The organism is Serratia sp. JSRIV001, assembly GCF_019968745.1.
Taxonomy (GTDB): domain Bacteria; phylum Pseudomonadota; class Gammaproteobacteria; order Enterobacterales; family Enterobacteriaceae; genus Chania; species Chania fonticola_B.
In genome coordinates this window covers 3,824,166-3,841,032 of the sequence record NZ_CP074147.1, presented here as the reverse complement: position 1 = coordinate 3,841,032, position 16,867 = coordinate 3,824,166, and the positions used below count along the sequence as shown (strand labels likewise).

Genomic DNA, 16,867 nt, shown 5'->3' with positions numbered 1-16,867 from the left:
AGCGCTGCCCTATCATTATTGCTTTCGGCATACTAACAAGGTATGACCAATACCGAGGTTATCGAGACGTTTTTCTACTCGGAAACCTGCCGTTTCGAGGAAACTGTAAAATTTACCGGCGCTGTAAAAGCGACTGTTGCCGTTAGCCATGCAGGTAAAATAGAGTGAGGAGGCGTTGAGGCTGAACGAAGCCGCTTCAAATTTTTGTGCATCCCAGAACAACTCCATAATGCATAGCTGAGCGTCAGGCTTCATCACCCGTTTGATTTTTTTCAGAATAGTAATAATTTGTTCCGGTGAAAAACAGTCAAGAAATTGGCTCATCCACCAGATATCTGCGCCACTGGGCAATGGTGCATCGCTTAGCATATCTACCGCATGGAAATCTATGCGATGAGATAACCCGGCTTTTTCGACATTCTCACGCGCCAGGCTAATTTGCTGCGGCAGATCCAGTAAGGTAATGCTGACGTTATCATCGTACTGGCAACAACGTAGCGCCCATTTTCCAGTATTGCCGCCCACATCATAAAGCGTTGTTGGTTTATTGTTAAATATATGGGGTAGTGCGGCATTAAATGCGGCATCTGAATAGTAGTGATCAAAAGCAAACCAGCTTTCACGTGCAGTCTTGGGCAATTGCGATAAGGCAGGGTAGATGGTCGGCCATTCACCAAACACTTTTAAACCAGCGGGTTTCTCTTCCTTAAGCGCATGTTCTAAAGAATACAGCCCCTGATAACAAACATCTTGAGTGAAATCCATATTCACACGGGTCATGGCATCGTGGAGTAGGAAGTGCCCCACTTTGGCAATGAAGTAATAGCCGTTTTGATGAGTCACAATACGGCCACTTAACCCCATATCCAACAGCACACTAACGGCATATTCATTAACGCTGCTATTGGCAGCGATGTCCTCAAGGAGGGCGCCGTGTTTTCCTTGTTCATCCAGATAGGCTAATACACCCGTATTGCGCAGACAAAGGGCGGTTTGAAACAGCATTGGAGCAAAGGCAATCCGTTGCGCCTCAGTGATAGCATCAAGTGCACTGAGAGTGTCCTGTTGATACATTTGTTGTACAGCCTCTTTAACCGGATACAAAATAGTGACGCCAGCTTGTATCCGGCGCTAATCTAATCAATATTGGAAATTACAGCGCGGCACCAGCCGACAAATTCAACTGGATATCTTTATCTAGGTTGTGTATCCAGCGGTTGTAGCTTTTATGAATTTTCCCACCCGAGGCTAGCAGGTTGAGGCTACTGGCGTAGTCGATGGAATAATTCGTTGCGGAATAGGTGATGCGGATTTCAGCAACATGGTCGCGAGCCTGGAGGCGGCCATTAATGACGCCAGGACCAGCCTGCGTCATAACCCATTCACGTTGCACACCTGCTTTCAGGATTGCAGTTCTGACTTGCGCTTCGGTATGACCAGTGCTGACCGTGCTGTTGATTTGTTGTATTGGGGCAGTACGCACACAACCGGTCAGAGTGGCGATGACGGCAAGAGCAGCACACCATTTAACGATGCTTTTCATAAAACAATTTCCTTTTGTTAGCGGGTTACAACCTGGGGGAAACTGAGCGGTTTAATTTTTTAATTAACGCCCACTGTTTTTAACCGTGAAATTTATCAACGCATAATACTGATATCAATTAAATTGCACAAGATGGATTGCGGGAAATTGCTTAGGAAAGGTCTAACTTTAAGCCTGCTTTTCCTAGAGGATTAAACCAAAATTTTCAGCATTAATGCCTATAGGTAGTGGTTCGTTTGGCGTTTTTTTTTGTTAGGAAAAAACCAGGATAGCATAGGAATATGCTTATTTTATGAGGCGTGTCTCCCCTTATCCGATAATGGTACTCCAGCAGTGCTAGTAGGCGGCTAGACCACTCCTTCATTGCTTGCACTAAATGAAGAGGCCATCATTTGATGGCCTCATAGAGAGTTTAAAGCGGAGCCGAACGCAAATGTTTTCTGCTACCTAACAGTGCCCAGCCGCTCAGCAGTGCCATCATCATCAGATAATAGCTGGGTGCCAGGCTGGTTCCAGTTGCGGTGATTAGCAGGGTGCAGATCAGCGGTGCAAAGCCACCAAATACCGTCACCGCCACGTTGTAACTGATCGCCATACCGCTGGCCCGTGTTGCCATCGGGAACAAGTCGGCCATCACCGAAGGCACCGTCGAGAAGTAAATGGACTTCAGCAAGGCCAGCCAGCCAACCATTAACATCAGCATCATCGGCGAAGTGTGGTTCACCACCAGCAGGAATGCCGGATAAATAGTCAGCAGCAGCAGGATCAGTGAACCCCACATCAACGGCAGGCGGCCGACTTTTTCCGCCCATAATCCCATTATCGGGGTGACTACCGTTAAAATCACACCGGCTAACAGGGTTGCACTAAAGGCGGCGGAACCGGACAGATTCAGGTTTTTGGTGGCATAGGTGGGCACATAATTCAGCATGTAGTTGATGGCGGTGGAAATCACCATCAGCCCGATGGCCAGCAACAGCAGGTTTTTTTGATTACCGACCAGCATCTTTAACGGTGCTTCGGGTTTCTTCTGCTGTACAAAGCTGGCCGGCTCATGCACATGGCGGCGGATATACAGCCCCACCGGGCCGATCAGTAGCCCAAAAGCAAAGGGAATACGCCAGCCCCAGTCCTGGATTTGGCTTTCTGTCAGCCAGTGGGTCATACCTAACCCGAAGGCGGAAGCCATCAGCGTGCTGGCGCCTTGCGTGGCAAACTGCCAACTGGCGATAAACGCCTTGCGCTCCGGGAAGTGTTCGACCAGAAAGGCGGTTGAACTACCAAACTCCCCACCGGCGGAAAAACCCTGAATCAATCGGGCAATCAGGATCATCAGCGGAGCCGCCAGCCCAATGGTGGCGTAAGTAGGCATAAAGGTGATGATCGCACCCCCAAGCAGCATCAGGCTGATGGACATCAAGAGTGCTTTCTTGCGGCCAACCCGATCGGCGTAGGCTCCGAGCACCACAGCACCCAGTGGGCGGATTAAGAATGAGACACCGAAGCTGCCGAAAGTCAGCAACAATGAAACGGCCGGATCCTCCGTAGGGAAAAAGGCATGGGCGATATAGCTGGCGAAAAAGCCATAAACCGCGATATCGAACCATTCCAACGCGTTGCCGATGCAGGTGGCAAACAGCGTTTTATACAAATTGGGCTTGGCCGCTACGCTATCCTGTTGGGCTATCGCGCTCATGAAGACTCTCCTGCCCGGCGTCGTGCCAGGATCGTGCTGCCATTTTCGCCCAACTCCCAGAAAAGGCGAGTCATGATCTGCAATCCTTCACGAGCAATGGATTTCAACATATGCTCATTGACCCCGTGTTGACCACAGGCCGGATAGGAGTGGGGGATCCACAGCGTGGGCAGTCCCAACGTATCGGCAAACACGTCATTAGGCAGCGAACCGCCCAGATTGGGCAGCAATGCGGGTGTTTTGCCGCTGGTTTGTTGCAGGATCTCAAGTGCCCAGGGAACGAGTGGATCTTGTGGATTAAGCCGGGTGGCCGGTGAACCATGCAGCCATTCCACTTCTACATTGCCAAAGCCATGTAACTGCAGATGTTGCTGGACATAGTTGATCAGATTTTGCCAGTCGGTACCGACCACGAAGCGCAGTTGGCATACCGCTGAAGCGCTACCGGGGATGGCGTTCATAGGTCGGGCTGGGTTGCCCGTTTGATAGGCCAGTACTTCAAGCGTGTTCCAACCATATAGGCGTTCGCTTGGAGTCAGGCCAGCTTCACCCCAGTTCTCATCGATCGCCGGATCGCCAGCTTGGCCGCCAACGCTGAGATCGCGCAAAATAGCGCGCAGGTTGTCATCCAGAGGGGCGGGTTTCAGCGCTGCAACCTGTAACTGCCCATGTTGATTAACCAGAGAAGCGATGGCATTAGCCAGTTGGGTTCCAGGATTGCTGAGTAATCCCCCCCAGTTGCCAGAGTGATAGGCGTTATCCCTGGCGTGAATGCTGAGGCGGAAATTGATACAGCCGCGTGAGCCTAGGAACAATGTGGGCTGTGTGGCGTTCAGCCGTGGGCCATCGGAGGCGATAAACAGATCGGCTTGCAGCAATTCGCGTTGCCGCTGGCAAATGGCCGCGAGCCCAGGGGAACTGATCTCTTCGCCCATTTCGAAAATCAGCTTGCAGTTGAACCCTAGTTTGCCCCCGCGTGCGTGGAAAACCTGCTCCAGCGCCGCCAGGTTAATACTGTGCTGGCCTTTGTTATCCGCGCTGCCACGGCCGTACCAACGATCGCCTTCTTCACTCAATTCCCAAGGCGAAAGACCTGTGCGCCAGTTCTCGTCATCGCCGAAAACCACATCGCCGTGGCCATAGCTCAGCAGGGTAGGTAAGGAAGGATCTTCAATGCGTACGGCGATCAGAAACGGGCGGTTGGCTGCTTCCGGGTTATCGAACAGTTGTAACTCGAAACCCAATGCCCGTAACGGCGGCATGATTTCCTGTTCGAGGTAGAGCAAAATGCTGGCATCGTCGTCATGCCGCTGGCTTTCGGTGGCCAGCGCGATGCGCCGCGCCAATATGCGGCGAAATTCGCCACTGTCAAAATACGCTGTCGCCAAAGCGACGGCCTGTTCACCCGTCATGATTATTTTCCCCGTTGTGTTTGCGTTGTGTTGTTTTACTTGTTGTGTTTGTTATCTAAGCTAAAATCGGGGTTTGCCACAATTATCCATTTAACAAACAAGCTTTGCTTTAAAGGCAACGGTCGTTTGCTCGTTGGCAAGCTTTGCACCATGGAGAGGGACGGCATGTTGAGTAGCGAGGTTCGCTTTTTTCTGGTGGTCGCCAACTGTGGTTCGCTCAGTGCGGCCAGTGAACAGCTGTTTGTGGCGGTCTCGGCGATCAGCAGGCAGATCCAGCGCCTGGAAGTGCAGGTTGGCACGCCATTGTTCGAACGCCACGCGCGGGGGATGGTGCTGACCGAGGCCGGGCAGATTTTTGAAAACCATATTCGTAAAAGCCTGTTGAATATTGAACAGGCGGTGGCAGAAATCAAAGGGTTGAAAGCCGAACGGCGCACAGCGCTACGCGTGGCCTGTAGCAACGGAGTGGCCTTTATGCTGATGCCACAACTGATGGCGCGTTTTCGTGCAGAATACCCGGCTGTCAGCTTCGTGCTGACGGTGGCAGACACTAAAACGTTGGCGCGGTTGGTACGCAATGGCGAGTGTGACATGGTGCTGCAGTTTAGTTTGCACCCAGAGCGGGGCGTTGAGATAGCGGCTTCGTGGCCCGCCCCGGTCTTGTTGTTGATGAGAAAGGATCATCCATTAGCCGACAGGCAGGTGGTTCTGGCGGATCTCTGCCAGTATCCGGTGTGTCTGCCAGAGCCGGGCTCCACAATACGTCAGCTGTTTGATATCGCTTGCCAGATGAATGGCACCTTCATTGAACCAGTGCTAACCTGTGATAACTTCTCCACGCTGTACTATTTTTTACAGGGCTCCCCGCTGGCGGTGACCATCTGTAGCCAGTTTACCGCGATGCCGTTGTTGCAACCGCAAGGATTGATCCTGAAACCTTTTGCTGTCGAGCAGCAAAGCCCGCGGACCTTGCAGCTGCAATTACCTCTGGGGCGGCAGCGGAGCACGGCTTTGGAGCTGTTTGTGGACTATATTAATCAGACATTAAGCCGCGAAGAACGGGCCATCGGTGAGAAATTCGGCATATAAGCCGTTTTTTAATCAACAAGATAAATAATCTGTTGATTACGCTTGATTGTTCCAGTCTGGCTGTATTATATTGCGCCCCACGGAAACAGCACGACTTCCGACAGATTTCGCCGGCTTAGCTCAGTAGGTAGAGCAACTGACTTGTAATCAGTAGGTCACCAGTTCGATTCCGGTAGCCGGCACCATATAAGAAACCCCAGCAGAAATGCTGGGGTTTTTTGTTTGGGCATCCATGGTGCGGCGCAGTCAATGACCGCGCCCTTAGGCCCTTTAAATATCGGTGGCCAGCCATTGATCAGACTCTTCAAACATCTCTTCCAGCATACGGTTTAACTTCTCGCGGTCACTTTTGCTGGCGTCTGAGTTAAGGCCGTTGGCCTGCATGGGTTTTACCCTCACTTCTGCATCCGGGAAGATGCGATGTACCCGTTTTGTCAGCTCGGCCTTGATGATTTCATCGGCACCGGGGATCCCTGCGACATTACGCTTATCAAACACCAATTCAACGAACATAGCCCAACCCTAAATTTACTGTTTATGTATACAGTTATTTTGACCGAAGGGACGGGGTGAGTGCAAGAGGGGGAGGGGAAAATTTTATCGTGGCCTATGCTAGGGGATGTGATCTCTATTGTCATTACACACTAATTGTCAAGGTATGAATCGTTGGTTTTTATGATGCATATTGATCTTTGCGCGTCCGTTTGAATGCACCCATCATAATTGAGTGCAAAGATGAGCTGTTGTGCAATACTTCTTGTTATATGTCATATGGTTATTATTTAACCTGTCATATTAAAACTTTTTCAAAACGGAATTAATACCATGAAAAAAACATTACTCTTTTTAGGTGTGCTGTCGGTTGGCACCATCGGTGTGGTGACGTCGGCAGTTGCCCAAGATGCTGATAACAAAAATGCACTAAAGCCAGCGATTAATTTGGCAGAGTTGTTTGCTGAGAAGTCTACTATATGGTCGACTTATCCAGAAAATGATGCCTATGTTTTTGATCGCTCGGAGGAAAGCTATACTGTCGTCGCTAAACGAGCGGATGGTGTTGTTGCACTGGTCAATAAACAGGAGAGCTATACGACCCCTGGGAAAATGGTATTAATGGGGACCTACTTTAACTGCAATAAAATGACTGATGCGACTTTTTATGTTGAAGATGTCAGTGTAGACGACGTAGCCAAGCAGCTTGCTGACCCGGCTATTGATGATCCAGAGAGAGTGCGTGGTTTTGATGCGAGTATGCCCGTTCACGATCTTTATCTGGTCGCTTGCCCGCAGAGCTGAAACTCGTTGGCTTATTAATCGGTGGTGATCTCTGATTAGTGATGTGCTTGTGAACAGTCACGCTATCCATTGAGAGACACAATCTGGCGAACGACCTGAGATGACCCATTGGTATGGCCTGTTAAAGGGGCGGTACCATAGCCAAAATTCAGACATAAAAAAACCAACCGTAAGTGGTTGGTTTCTCTATTGAATATTGGTCGGCATGAGAGGATTCGAACCTCCGACCCCCGACACCCCATGACGGTGCGCTACCAGGCTGCGCTACATGCCGACGCAGAACCCTATACTACCGTTTTCGGATGTAAATTCAAGCAGCTACCTCACCGATTGCTCTAGATTTAAGCAGTTAGTTGGCGATAAAGCGTTTTACATCCGTCAGCACCTGTAACAGCAGGGCTAGCTGGGGTTTCTCGTCTTTGATCTCGTTATCGTCTTGATCGTAGGCACGGTAGTTGCCATTACCATCCAATGTCAGCGTCTGCGTTGGCGTGGTGATCACCAACTGGGTGCCGTCGCCGGTGGCGAGCCAATTGTTTTTACGCTGTGCGGCAAACAGGTCTTCGCCCTGCGAATAGTCGTTAGCCGGTGTTTTCACATGCAGCAGACGTTGCATCAGCGTGCGCATCACATCGTTATGATTGGTCAGCTTATTGATGGTTTGTGCCGGGGTGCCTGGCCAGTGAATGACCAACGGAACCTGCAACTGGCTGCGATTAAAGCTGCTACCTGCTCCCCAGTTGCCTTTACCGGTATCGTTGAATTCTATGCCGTGCTCAGCGGTGATCACCACCACGGTTTTATCCAACAGGCCTTTTTCTTTCAGCGTTGCCAGCACCTGCTCGATCTGCGCATCGACGTCTTTCGCGCCAGTACGATAGAGCTGGGTAAAGGCTTCCGGCGAGAGCTTATTGTCGCCTTCTGGGAACTTTGCACCGCTGAAATTGATATAGGAGAACCAGGGGCTATTTCCGCTCTGTGTGGCCAACCAGCTCTGCCACTGATGCGTGGTGGCAGCATCGCTTTGCACGAACGGTTCCGGCGGGAGCGAGAAATCGGTCAATAGTGCCTGGCGGTAAAGCGTGGCGTTGAAACCGTCTGAAGAGAACAGGCCGAACTGATAGCCTTGATCGCTCAGCGCGCTAATCAACGCGGCCGGTTTGCGCCCGGCCAGAATGCCATCCAGATAGGTAGGCGAAATACCGTAGAACAGGCCAAACAGGCCGGTGTCCGCATGGTTACCGGAGCTGTAATGGTCGCTGAAGCGGATATTTTCCTGGGCAAAGCGGCTCAGGCCTGGCATGTCTTGCGCCATATCCTGGGTACGCACACCGTTCACTACGATCATCAGCAGGTTGTAGCCGCTGCCTTTATCGCTGTAGTTCAGACTATTGAGCGGGTATTCAACGGCAGCCGCTTCTGGATTGCCCTGTTGCATCAGGCGGCGCTCATATTCTTGCTGATCGAGCAGGCCGTGTTTTTCCAGGAACTTACGCGCCGTCATGGGGTAAGAGAGTGGTAAGTTGGCGCGTTGCATGGTGATCGGCCGATAGAAATTGGCATCCGCCCAGATATAAATCAGGTGCGAAGCAAAGAACGAACAGATGAACAGCACCGCCAGCGGTTTGCCGAAGTTGCGCCGGTTCAGGCTGCGCAGTTTCTGCCAGCTCCAGGTGGCAAACAGCATTTCGATCAGGAATATCACCGGCACGCAGATAAACACCAGCTGCCAGTCGCGCGCTAGCTCACTTTGGTCCGGGTTGATGACCAACTCCCACACCACCGGATTAAGGTGCAGGTGGAAGTGGGTAAAGACTTCGCTGTCGACCAGCAGCAACGTCAGCCCAGCGGTGGCCAACGTCGCGGAAATAAATCGCAGCAGGCGCTGCGACATCACCACAAAGGTGAGCGGGAAGATGATCAGCAGGTAGGCGGCAAAGACAATAAAGCTGAACTGCCCAATCAGGCTGACCAACGCATAGACTCGCCCCAGCAGTGAGGACGGCCAGTCGGTAACAAACAGGTAGCGGCTGCCCAACCCGATACTGAGCAGAATATTAAATAAGGCGAACCAGTGCCCCCAGCTAATCATCTGGGAGACTTTTTCACGATAACGCTGACGGTTTGTCACCATAAGTAATTATTAATGCGCTTTATCTTCACGGATAGAAGCCTGCAGGGCTTCAGCAAACGATCTGGCCAGTGTCTTCCGCTGTGCGGGAGCAATACTGGTGTTGATCAAATTGGTTACCATGTTGCCCAGTACCATCAAAGAGAGATCGGTGGGAGTATGGTGTTTTTCCAGAACGTTGACCAGCTCAGAGAGCAGTTGTTCAACGTGTTCGTCACTATAACGAGATGATTGTGGCATAAATATTGTGCTCAAAGCTCGACAAAGTCCCATATCTTACCGTATGGAGCCGTGATTTTCCGCTCTTTTATAGCGTGAAGATCGTTAAGGCATTGCCATGCCCGTTGTCTTTCGGCTTCGTCAGTGCTTGAATACGCGCTCAAAGAACAGGAGGATTGATCATGAGTCTGGATATCGAGCAGATTGCACTGCACCAGTTGGTAAAACGCGATGAGCAGACGCTGGAAGTGGTGTTGCGCGATTCCCTTCTTACCACCAATGCGGCGGTGGAAGAGATGATGGCAGAGCTGCATCGCGTTTACAGCGCCAAGAGTAAGGCTTACGGTCTGTTCAACGAGCAGAGCGAACTGGCGGACGCGTTGCGTAACTGCCGTAAGGGTGATGACGATTTCCTCGCATTTAGCCGTGCTGCTACCGGCCGTCTGCGCGACGAATTGGCCAAATATCCGTTTGCCGACGGTGGCGTGGTGCTGTTCGCCCATTACCGCTATCTGGCGGTGGAATACTTGTTGATTACGGTGCTGAACAGTTGCAACAGTACGCGTGTCAATGAAGAGTTGGATATCCGCACTACCCACTATCTGGATATCAACCACGCGGACATTGTGGCGCGTATCGATCTGACCGAATGGGAAACCAACCCGCAATCGACTCGCTACCTGACATTCCTCAAAGGACGGGTAGGGCGCAAGGTCTCCGATTTCTTTATGGATTTCCTGGCTGCGTCGGAAGGGCTGGATACCAAAGCGCAAAACCGTGGCTTGTTACAGGCGGTGGATGATTACTGTGCCGATGCTCAACTAGGCAAACACGAACGCCAGACGGTACGTCAGCAGGTTTACAGCTACTGTAATGAGCAGTTGCAGGCCGGTGAAGAGATCGAGCTGCAGGAACTGTCGAAAGAGATAGCCCCGGTGGGCGAGAAGGATTTCCTGCAGTTTTCCAGCGAACAGGGCTACGAGCTGGAAGATAGCTTCCCGGCGGATCGCGGCACATTACGCCAATTGACCAAATTTGCCGGCAGCGGCGGCGGTATCAGCCTGAACTTTGATGCGATGCTGCTGGGGGAGCGCATTTTCTGGGATGCGGCCACCGATACCCTGACGATCAGAGGTACGCCACCGAATCTGCGCGATCAGTTACAACGTCGCACGGGCGGCAAGTAAGCATCGCTGAATGACCGCCAATAAAAAACGCCGCAATTGCGGCGTTTTTCACTTCGGCGTCCCGAAAATCGATAACGTGGCGATTAAACGCGAACGAAGTCGATGTGAGCCAGTTTTGGCTTGAACGGGTGACGCTGTACAGCCTGAACCTTAACTTTGGTTTCTTTACCGTCGACAACCAAAACTACGGCTTCGCTGTAGAATTCTGGTTTAACTTCCATGTTCTTGACAGAATCATGGTCTAGTTCGATAGCAATCGCAGCTTCTTCGCCACCATAGATGATAGCTGGGAATTTGTTTGCTGCACGCAGGCGGCGGCTCGCACCCTTACCCTGGTCTTTACGTACTTGTACGTTGATAGTGAACATTGTTTTTTCTCTTAAAAGAAAATTTACCCTGCTACAGGCGACCCAGTAACAGGCTCGATAACCTGCTTTCACACTGGGCGAACCCAGGTAAAGCGGGCGGCATTTTAACGGAAAGCCGCTCGCTGGGCAATGAAAACCTGCCGCTCGGGTCTAATACAGCTCATTGGCACGGCGAAAGCGGCCCTGATAATCAAAAACTTTTTCACGTATTTGCCAGAACTGGCCGCGTTTACGTGCGACGACAAAGTCTGGATGGCGCAACAGCGCCTGCTGAGCCAGAATGTCCGCTGCGTTTTGCCAACTGAAGGGGACGCCTGGTGCCCGTTGGTGCGGGCGCAGGAACAGCATCTCGAAGGCCTTGCGTTGTGCGGGCGTTTGCAGGCGGAACCGTTCGCTGGTGCTGGTGCCATCTTCGTCATAATAGGTGGCTTTCAGCCATTCCCCTTTGTCGTCCTTGCCGCTCTGCAGTTCCATTCCGCCACAGCGCAGGACTAGCGCATCCTTCAGCTTCAATGCGGCCTTCAGCATATCATCCGGATCGACCAGCACTTCCTGGCACTGATGGCAGCGGCGTGCCGCAATATCGTTCTCTGCGCCGCAGTGCGGGCAGCATTTGAAACGGAAGCGATAGTCACACTGCTCGCGATGCCCCTCATCATCTTCCAGCCAGCCCTGACAGCGACGGCCATAGTGCTCGATGATGTCGCCGTTCTCGGTGCATTTGCCCCAAAACAGGTTGGCAAAACCGCAGCCAGGGCAAAAGACCTGCACCGGTTGGCTGTCTGAGTGGGGTTTGCTGACCCCGACTTCCGGCGTGAACAAATCGTGGGGATTGCCTGCGTAGTCCAGGATCAGGCAGTCGGTCTTGCCTGGGGACAGCCGTAAACCGCGCCCGACGATCTGCTGATACAGGCTAACAGACTCGGTGGGCCGCAAAATAGCGATCAGATCGACATGAGGCGCATCGAAACCCGTCGTCAGCACCGCCACGTTGACCAGGTAGCGCAACTGCTGTTGCTTGAAGGCTTCGATCAGCGCGTCACGTTCGCCGGGGGGCGTTTCTGCACTGACCAGCGCCGCCTCCCCGCTTGGCAACAAGCCATGCACTTCACGGGCATGCTCTACCGTGGAGGCAAAAATCATCACGCCTTTGCGGGTTTCTGCGTATTCGACGATCTGGCTGATGATGTGCGGCGTAATGCGGTTCTGCTGTTTCAGCTCGCGGTTAAGATCCACTTCGCTGAACAAACCATTGCTTCTGGCCTCCAGGCGGCTGAAATCGTACTGCACGATCGGCATATCCAGCCGTTCTGGCGGCACCAGGAAGCCGTGTTTAATCATATAGCGCAACGGCAGCTCATAAATGCAGTCGCGAAACAGGCTGTTGCCGTCGCCACGGGTGATGCCGTGGTAGTGATATTGATAGATCCAGCCTTTGCCCAGCCGGTAAGGGGTGGCCGTCAACCCAAGCAGGCGCAACTGTGGGTTGGTTTTTTGCAGGTGTTGAATAATCTGTTGGTATTGGCTGTCGTCATCGTCGCTGATGCGGTGGCATTCGTCGACGATCAGCAGTGAAAACGCGCCGTCGAACAGCGATAAATTACGTGCTACCGATTGCACACTACCAAACACCACCTTGCCGCTGCTCTCTTTTTGCTGAAGCCCGGCTGCGAAGATGTCGGCCTCCAGGCCGTAAGCGCAGTATTTGCTATGGTTTTGCGCCACCAGCTCTTTAACGTGAGCCAGGACTAACACTCGGCCACGGGCGCGTTTTGCCAACTCGGCGATCACCAGGCTTTTGCCTGCGCCGGTTGGCAGTACGATCAGGGCCGGTTCAGGATGTTGGCGGAAATGCTTGATGGTGGCATCGACCGCTTCCAACTGATAGGGGCGTAGGGTAAAAGCCATGCGTTAGTATCGCTCGCTGAAGTGGGCTGTAACATTCCACTGAAATTGTGACATTTTGCTCCTCAGACGGCGGAAAAATTTCTATTATTATGCCCTCTGCGGCTACGCAGTGCGAGAAGCATGGAAATTACCCCTGTTATGGCATCGTTTCCGTCGCTATACTAAGCGGCTACCCTACGCGAACATCCTCTTCGAACCTGTTTTCTGCACCTGGTGCGACAACGGGGCGTCATATTTAGCAACCAGATCAATGCGATCATAACAACGACAGGCAAAGCAGATTCAATGCGACTGGACAAGTTTTTATCTCAGCAGTTGGGTATCAGCCGTGCGCTGGTAGCGCGTGAACTCCGTGCAAAACGTGTCACCGTAGACGGTGAAGTGGTCAAGAGCGGGGCGCTCAAGCTGGCTTCGGAACAGGAAGTGCGGTTTGATGGCAACGTGTTGTCACAGCTGAACGGGCCACGTTACTTCATGCTCAATAAGCCACAGGGGTATGTGTGCTCAACCGACGATCCGGATCATCCAACCGTGCTCTATTTCCTGGATGAACCCGTTGCGTACAAGCTGCATGCGGCAGGGCGGCTGGATATTGATACCACCGGCCTGGTGCTGATGACCGATGACGGCCAGTGGTCGCACCGTATCACCTCACCGCGCCACGAGTGTGAGAAAACCTATCTGGTGACGTTGGAACATCCGTTGGCCGCTGATACCGCTCAGCAGTTCGAGCAAGGCGTGCAGCTGCATAACGAAAAAAATCTGACCAAGCCAGCGAAGTTGGAAAAAATCGAAGATACCCTGGTGCGCCTCACCATCAGCGAAGGGCGTTACCATCAGGTGAAGCGCATGTTTGCAGCCGTGGGTAACCGGGTCATCGAATTACACCGTGAGCGCATTGGCGCCATTGTGTTGGATGACGATTTGGCACCGGGGGAATATCGCCCGCTGACCGAAGAAGAGATTGCCAGTGTAGGCGCACCGCACCTGCTGGATTAATTTTTGCGACCGACCAAGGAGTCGTTGAACGTGCAACAGAACCGGACCTCTCACCTCGGTTTGATCTTTATTCTGGGCCTACTGTCCATGCTGATGCCGTTGGCGATCGACATGTACTTGCCCAGCATGCCGATAATCGCCCAAGAGTTTGGCGTGGAGTCTGGCCGGGTGCAGATGACGCTCAGCGCCTATATGCTGGGCTTTGCCGTTGGCCAACTGTTCTATGGGCCGATGTCCGACAGCATTGGTCGCAAGCCGGTGATCCTGTGGGGCACGCTGATTTTTGCTATCGCCGGTGGGGCCTGTGCGATGGCCCAATCCGTGGAGCAACTGATCAACCTGCGTTTCCTGCACGGCCTGGCCGCAGCGGCGGCAAGCGTAGTGATCAACGCCCTGATGCGTGACATGTTCACCAAAGTGGAGTTTCATGACTTACAAAACGTAAAATTGTAAGGGAAACAATGATATGACCACATACGCTTATAGCTACGTGCGTTTTAGTAGTAAGCAACAAGCGACCGGCGCAAGTCTCAAGCGTCAGATCGAAGCGTCGGAGGCGTTCTGCAAGCAACACAATCTGACGCTTGCGCCTCTCAGCTTTCATGATCTCGGTATCAGCGCCTATAAGTCTAAAGTTCGTGCTTCACTGAATGAACTGTTTCAAGCGATTGAGACAGGGAGGATCACTCCGGGTTCGTATGTGTTGATTGAGGCGATCGACCGTCTGAGTCGTAAAGGCTTTGACGATACGCATAACATGTTACGTCAGATTTTGTTGAAGGGTGTAAACGTCGCATTTGTAGGAACTGACGCGAAAAGCCTTGCTGGTGTAATTCTTAATCGTGACTCACTCAACGATACTATGAGCATTATTCAAGTGGCTATCAGTGCTGATCTTGCTCATAAGGAATCACAGCGAAAATCAAAACTGGTTCGCGATGCAAAGAAACGCGCTAAAGAGGCTGTTACAGAAGGTAAAATTGCAAAACGCAGATTGCCTTTTTGGTTGGAGTTGAACAGTGATGAAACAGGCTATCAGTTCAATGAGCGCGTTTCTGTTGTAAAAATGATAGTAGAAATGCGTCAACGTGGGCTAGGCAAACATAAGATAGCCCAAACGCTGAATGAAAAAGAAATCAAATCTTCATTAGGTAAACAATGGTCGAATCAGACTGTTAAACACTTGCTGACGCATCCAGCTTTATATGGTGCGCATCAACTCACCGAGCAAATCGAAGATGAACAGATTAAAACTGTAATCGTTGAAAACGTTTATCCTGAAGTGATCAGCAAGAAAGAATTTTTTCTTATCCAGTTTGATGAAAAGAGATCATCCAAGGGCGTAACGTCTAGCAATTTTCCGTTTAAAGGTGTCGTTCGTTGCATCTGCGGTTCAACTATCGTTTATGGTCCTAGAAAGTTGAATAACAAGGTCTATCACTATTATTATTGCGCTGCTGCAAAAGACGGATCATGTGATCAAAAGAAACTGATTCCTGATCTGTCTGAAGTGCTTAAAAAGGTAATCGACAAGGTGACGATTTCCAGCGTAGTAAAAGATCAGACAGATGTTATCAAGCAAGAGATACAGGCGAAGAAGGACAAGCTAGGAGGCATTCAGGAAAAGCTATTAGAAATGACTGATCCGCCGTTGTCGATGTTTGAGATACTAAGAAACATGGAAAAAGACATAGAGCGCTTGGAATCCCAGTTGCAAGCTGAAGCGTTGAAAAAAGTTGGAGTGAACAATGCTGATGTTAAGAAATTGGCAAGTGTAAAAGACGCGAATGAATACAACATTCAAGTAAAACGAATTGTTGATGTTATTCAAGTGTGGCGTCCTAATCTTGAACAGAACTGGTACAGAATCAAAATCAAGAAAATCGATGGAAACTTTCAGGGATTTATTATGAAGAATGGAGAAATATCGATGTTCAGTGATTTAGAGGCAATAAAAGCTTTAGCGGAAACTGAGTAAAAGAAAGGGGAGCAAATGCTCCCCTTTTTTATTTGAACTTAGTTAGTAGTAATTTCTAAATCAGTAATGCCCAATTCTTTATGTTTGTTGCTGCTTAACAAAGATACTAGCGCTTTCTTATCTTCGAGATTGAGCAACTTACAAATTTCTGCAACTTCTGCCGATTCACGACCTGAACGATTAAATATGTATTGCTTGCCTTTATACAAAAAATCGAAAGTAGTAGAAGTGCGTTTTCCGCCTTCTTTCTTCAATTTCATCGCGCCAATACCGCCTAAGAACTTGAATAGTTCGTCTACAGTTAATCCCGCTTCTTCAGCACGTTTCTTGATAGCTAGTGCAGCTTCTTTCTTTCCACGTTCTTCCAGTTCGACTACGAAAGTTTCCAAGTCGCTGATGAATCGTTTTGCATCGCTGACAGTCAGTGATTCAAGATGTGTTTTAACGCTTTGTAAGTCCATGCTTATCTCCTTTGATGAAAGCAAAATCATATCAACATAGAGAATGGGTTACAACATATAGGACGTTATAAGGTTTGATTGGTTATGTAAAACTTTAGTCCTATTCTCATAAATACAGCTTTTAACAGGTGAAATCATGTTACTAGCTGCTAAAGATATTCTCTCACACAAACAGAAACTTTTTGATCATCAAAAAGGAATCTGCCCTCTTTGTAATCATCCCCTAGGTGCTGTGAATGAAATGCACCTTGATCATAATCATGAACTGACCGGATTAAATGAAGGTCGTTGCAGACAGCTATTGCATCCTAATTGCAACACGCTTGAAGGAACGTTGCTACACAAGTTTAATCGCTCAGGATTGAAGTCCTCCGTCGAATACCTCGACTATCTAGAAAACTTAATAGCTTATCTCAAGAAAGATTATTCGTTGAATCCTAAGCATCCTAAGTGGGCTCCTGACAAAGTAAAAGCGTTCAGTCGATTAACTTTAGCCGAAATGAAAGCGCTTGTTCCGCATGACTTCAAAACGAAAAAGGAATACATCGCTAAATATAAGAAAATGCTAAAGGAGAATTAA

The 16,867-nt window shown here is 50.5% G+C and carries 16 protein-coding genes, 2 tRNA genes and 1 pseudogene; 8 read left to right on the top strand and 11 right to left on the bottom strand.

Features of this window, described 5'->3' with window-relative positions; translation table 11 throughout:
• Positions 1-15: 15 nt before the first annotated feature.
• From KGP17_RS17855 to KGP17_RS17840, 4 genes are all read right to left on the bottom strand, one after another.
• The gene (locus KGP17_RS17855; protein WP_223498099.1) at positions 16-1,074 is read right to left on the bottom strand and encodes a methyltransferase; all 1,059 of its coding nucleotides are present in this window, start codon (positions 1,072-1,074) and stop codon (positions 16-18) included.
• Positions 1,075-1,153: 79 nt separating this feature from the next.
• Positions 1,154-1,543, bottom strand: coding sequence for a hypothetical protein (locus KGP17_RS17850; RefSeq protein WP_059201234.1), 390 nt, complete (start codon positions 1,541-1,543; stop codon positions 1,154-1,156).
• A 412-nt stretch (positions 1,544-1,955) separates the two neighbouring features.
• Positions 1,956-3,239, bottom strand: a complete 1,284-nt coding sequence (locus KGP17_RS17845; protein WP_223498098.1) for an MFS transporter — start codon at positions 3,237-3,239, stop codon at positions 1,956-1,958.
• Positions 3,236-4,651, bottom strand: a complete 1,416-nt coding sequence (locus KGP17_RS17840; protein ID WP_223498097.1) for a M20 family metallopeptidase — start codon at positions 4,649-4,651, stop codon at positions 3,236-3,238. The genes KGP17_RS17845 and KGP17_RS17840 overlap by 4 nt, the downstream gene beginning before the upstream one ends.
• 165 nt (positions 4,652-4,816) lie before the next feature.
• On the opposite strand from KGP17_RS17840, the gene KGP17_RS17835 reads away from it, so the two are divergent.
• Both KGP17_RS17835 and KGP17_RS17830 read left to right on the top strand, forming a co-directional pair.
• Complete coding sequence (locus tag KGP17_RS17835) at positions 4,817-5,740, top strand: LysR family transcriptional regulator (RefSeq protein ID WP_059201232.1); 924 nt, start codon at positions 4,817-4,819, stop codon at positions 5,738-5,740.
• A gap of 109 nt (positions 5,741-5,849) precedes the next feature.
• Positions 5,850-5,925 (top strand) — tRNA-Thr (locus KGP17_RS17830).
• A gap of 85 nt (positions 5,926-6,010) precedes the next feature.
• Here KGP17_RS17830 and KGP17_RS17825 read toward each other — a convergent pair.
• Positions 6,011-6,253 carry a DinI family protein gene (locus tag KGP17_RS17825; RefSeq protein WP_223498096.1) on the bottom strand — a complete coding sequence of 81 codons (243 nt, stop codon included), beginning with the start codon at positions 6,251-6,253 and terminating at the stop codon, positions 6,011-6,013.
• A 312-nt stretch (positions 6,254-6,565) separates the two neighbouring features.
• Here KGP17_RS17825 and KGP17_RS17820 point away from each other — a divergent pair, with 312 nt between their 5' ends.
• A complete protein-coding gene (locus tag KGP17_RS17820) occupies positions 6,566-7,036 on the top strand; it encodes a hypothetical protein (protein ID WP_094981945.1) in 471 nt (156 codons plus the stop codon).
• Positions 7,037-7,233: 197 nt separating this feature from the next.
• On the opposite strand, the gene KGP17_RS17815 is transcribed toward KGP17_RS17820, so the two are convergent.
• From KGP17_RS17815 to KGP17_RS17805, 3 genes are all read right to left on the bottom strand, one after another.
• Positions 7,234-7,310, bottom strand: a tRNA-Pro gene (locus KGP17_RS17815).
• 75 nt (positions 7,311-7,385) lie between these two features.
• The gene (yejM, locus tag KGP17_RS17810; protein WP_115158166.1) at positions 7,386-9,170 is read right to left on the bottom strand and encodes an LPS biosynthesis-modulating metalloenzyme YejM; all 1,785 of its coding nucleotides are present in this window, start codon (positions 9,168-9,170) and stop codon (positions 7,386-7,388) included.
• Between the two features lie 9 nt (positions 9,171-9,179).
• Positions 9,180-9,407 carry a YejL family protein gene (locus KGP17_RS17805; protein WP_021805879.1) on the bottom strand — a complete coding sequence of 76 codons (228 nt, stop codon included), beginning with the start codon at positions 9,405-9,407 and terminating at the stop codon, positions 9,180-9,182.
• 161 nt (positions 9,408-9,568) lie between these two features.
• On the opposite strand from KGP17_RS17805, the gene yejK reads away from it, so the two are divergent.
• The gene (gene yejK / locus KGP17_RS17800; protein ID WP_024486230.1) at positions 9,569-10,573 is read left to right on the top strand and encodes a nucleoid-associated protein YejK; all 1,005 of its coding nucleotides are present in this window, start codon (positions 9,569-9,571) and stop codon (positions 10,571-10,573) included.
• An 83-nt stretch (positions 10,574-10,656) separates the two neighbouring features.
• Here yejK and rplY read toward each other — a convergent pair whose 3' ends face one another.
• Complete coding sequence (rplY, locus tag KGP17_RS17795; protein WP_024486231.1) at positions 10,657-10,941, bottom strand: 50S ribosomal protein L25; 285 nt, start codon at positions 10,939-10,941, stop codon at positions 10,657-10,659.
• A 150-nt stretch (positions 10,942-11,091) separates the two neighbouring features.
• Positions 11,092-12,849 carry a DEAD/DEAH box helicase gene (locus KGP17_RS17790; RefSeq protein ID WP_223498095.1) on the bottom strand — a complete coding sequence of 586 codons (1,758 nt, stop codon included), beginning with the start codon at positions 12,847-12,849 and terminating at the stop codon, positions 11,092-11,094.
• A 285-nt stretch (positions 12,850-13,134) separates the two neighbouring features.
• Between KGP17_RS17790 and rsuA the strand changes: the two genes are divergently transcribed.
• The 3 genes and pseudogenes from rsuA (at position 13,135) to KGP17_RS17775 (ending at position 15,826) form a co-directional block, all read left to right on the top strand.
• Positions 13,135-13,848 carry a 16S rRNA pseudouridine(516) synthase RsuA gene (gene rsuA, locus KGP17_RS17785; RefSeq protein ID WP_223498094.1) on the top strand — a complete coding sequence of 238 codons (714 nt, stop codon included), beginning with the start codon at positions 13,135-13,137 and terminating at the stop codon, positions 13,846-13,848.
• Positions 13,849-13,878: 30 nt separating this feature from the next.
• Positions 13,879-14,274 (top strand): annotated as a pseudogene (locus tag KGP17_RS17780) (MFS transporter); the annotation flags it as partial.
• 40 nt (positions 14,275-14,314) lie between these two features.
• Positions 14,315-15,826, top strand: a complete 1,512-nt coding sequence (locus KGP17_RS17775; RefSeq protein ID WP_223498093.1) for a recombinase family protein — start codon at positions 14,315-14,317, stop codon at positions 15,824-15,826.
• 38 nt (positions 15,827-15,864) lie between these two features.
• Here the strand turns inward: KGP17_RS17775 and KGP17_RS17770 are convergent, their stop codons facing one another.
• Positions 15,865-16,287, bottom strand: a complete 423-nt coding sequence (locus tag KGP17_RS17770; protein WP_223498092.1) for an H-NS histone family protein — start codon at positions 16,285-16,287, stop codon at positions 15,865-15,867.
• Positions 16,288-16,423: 136 nt separating this feature from the next.
• On the opposite strand from KGP17_RS17770, the gene KGP17_RS17765 reads away from it, so the two are divergent.
• Positions 16,424-16,867 carry an endonuclease domain-containing protein gene (locus tag KGP17_RS17765; protein ID WP_223498091.1) on the top strand — a complete coding sequence of 148 codons (444 nt, stop codon included), beginning with the start codon at positions 16,424-16,426 and terminating at the stop codon, positions 16,865-16,867.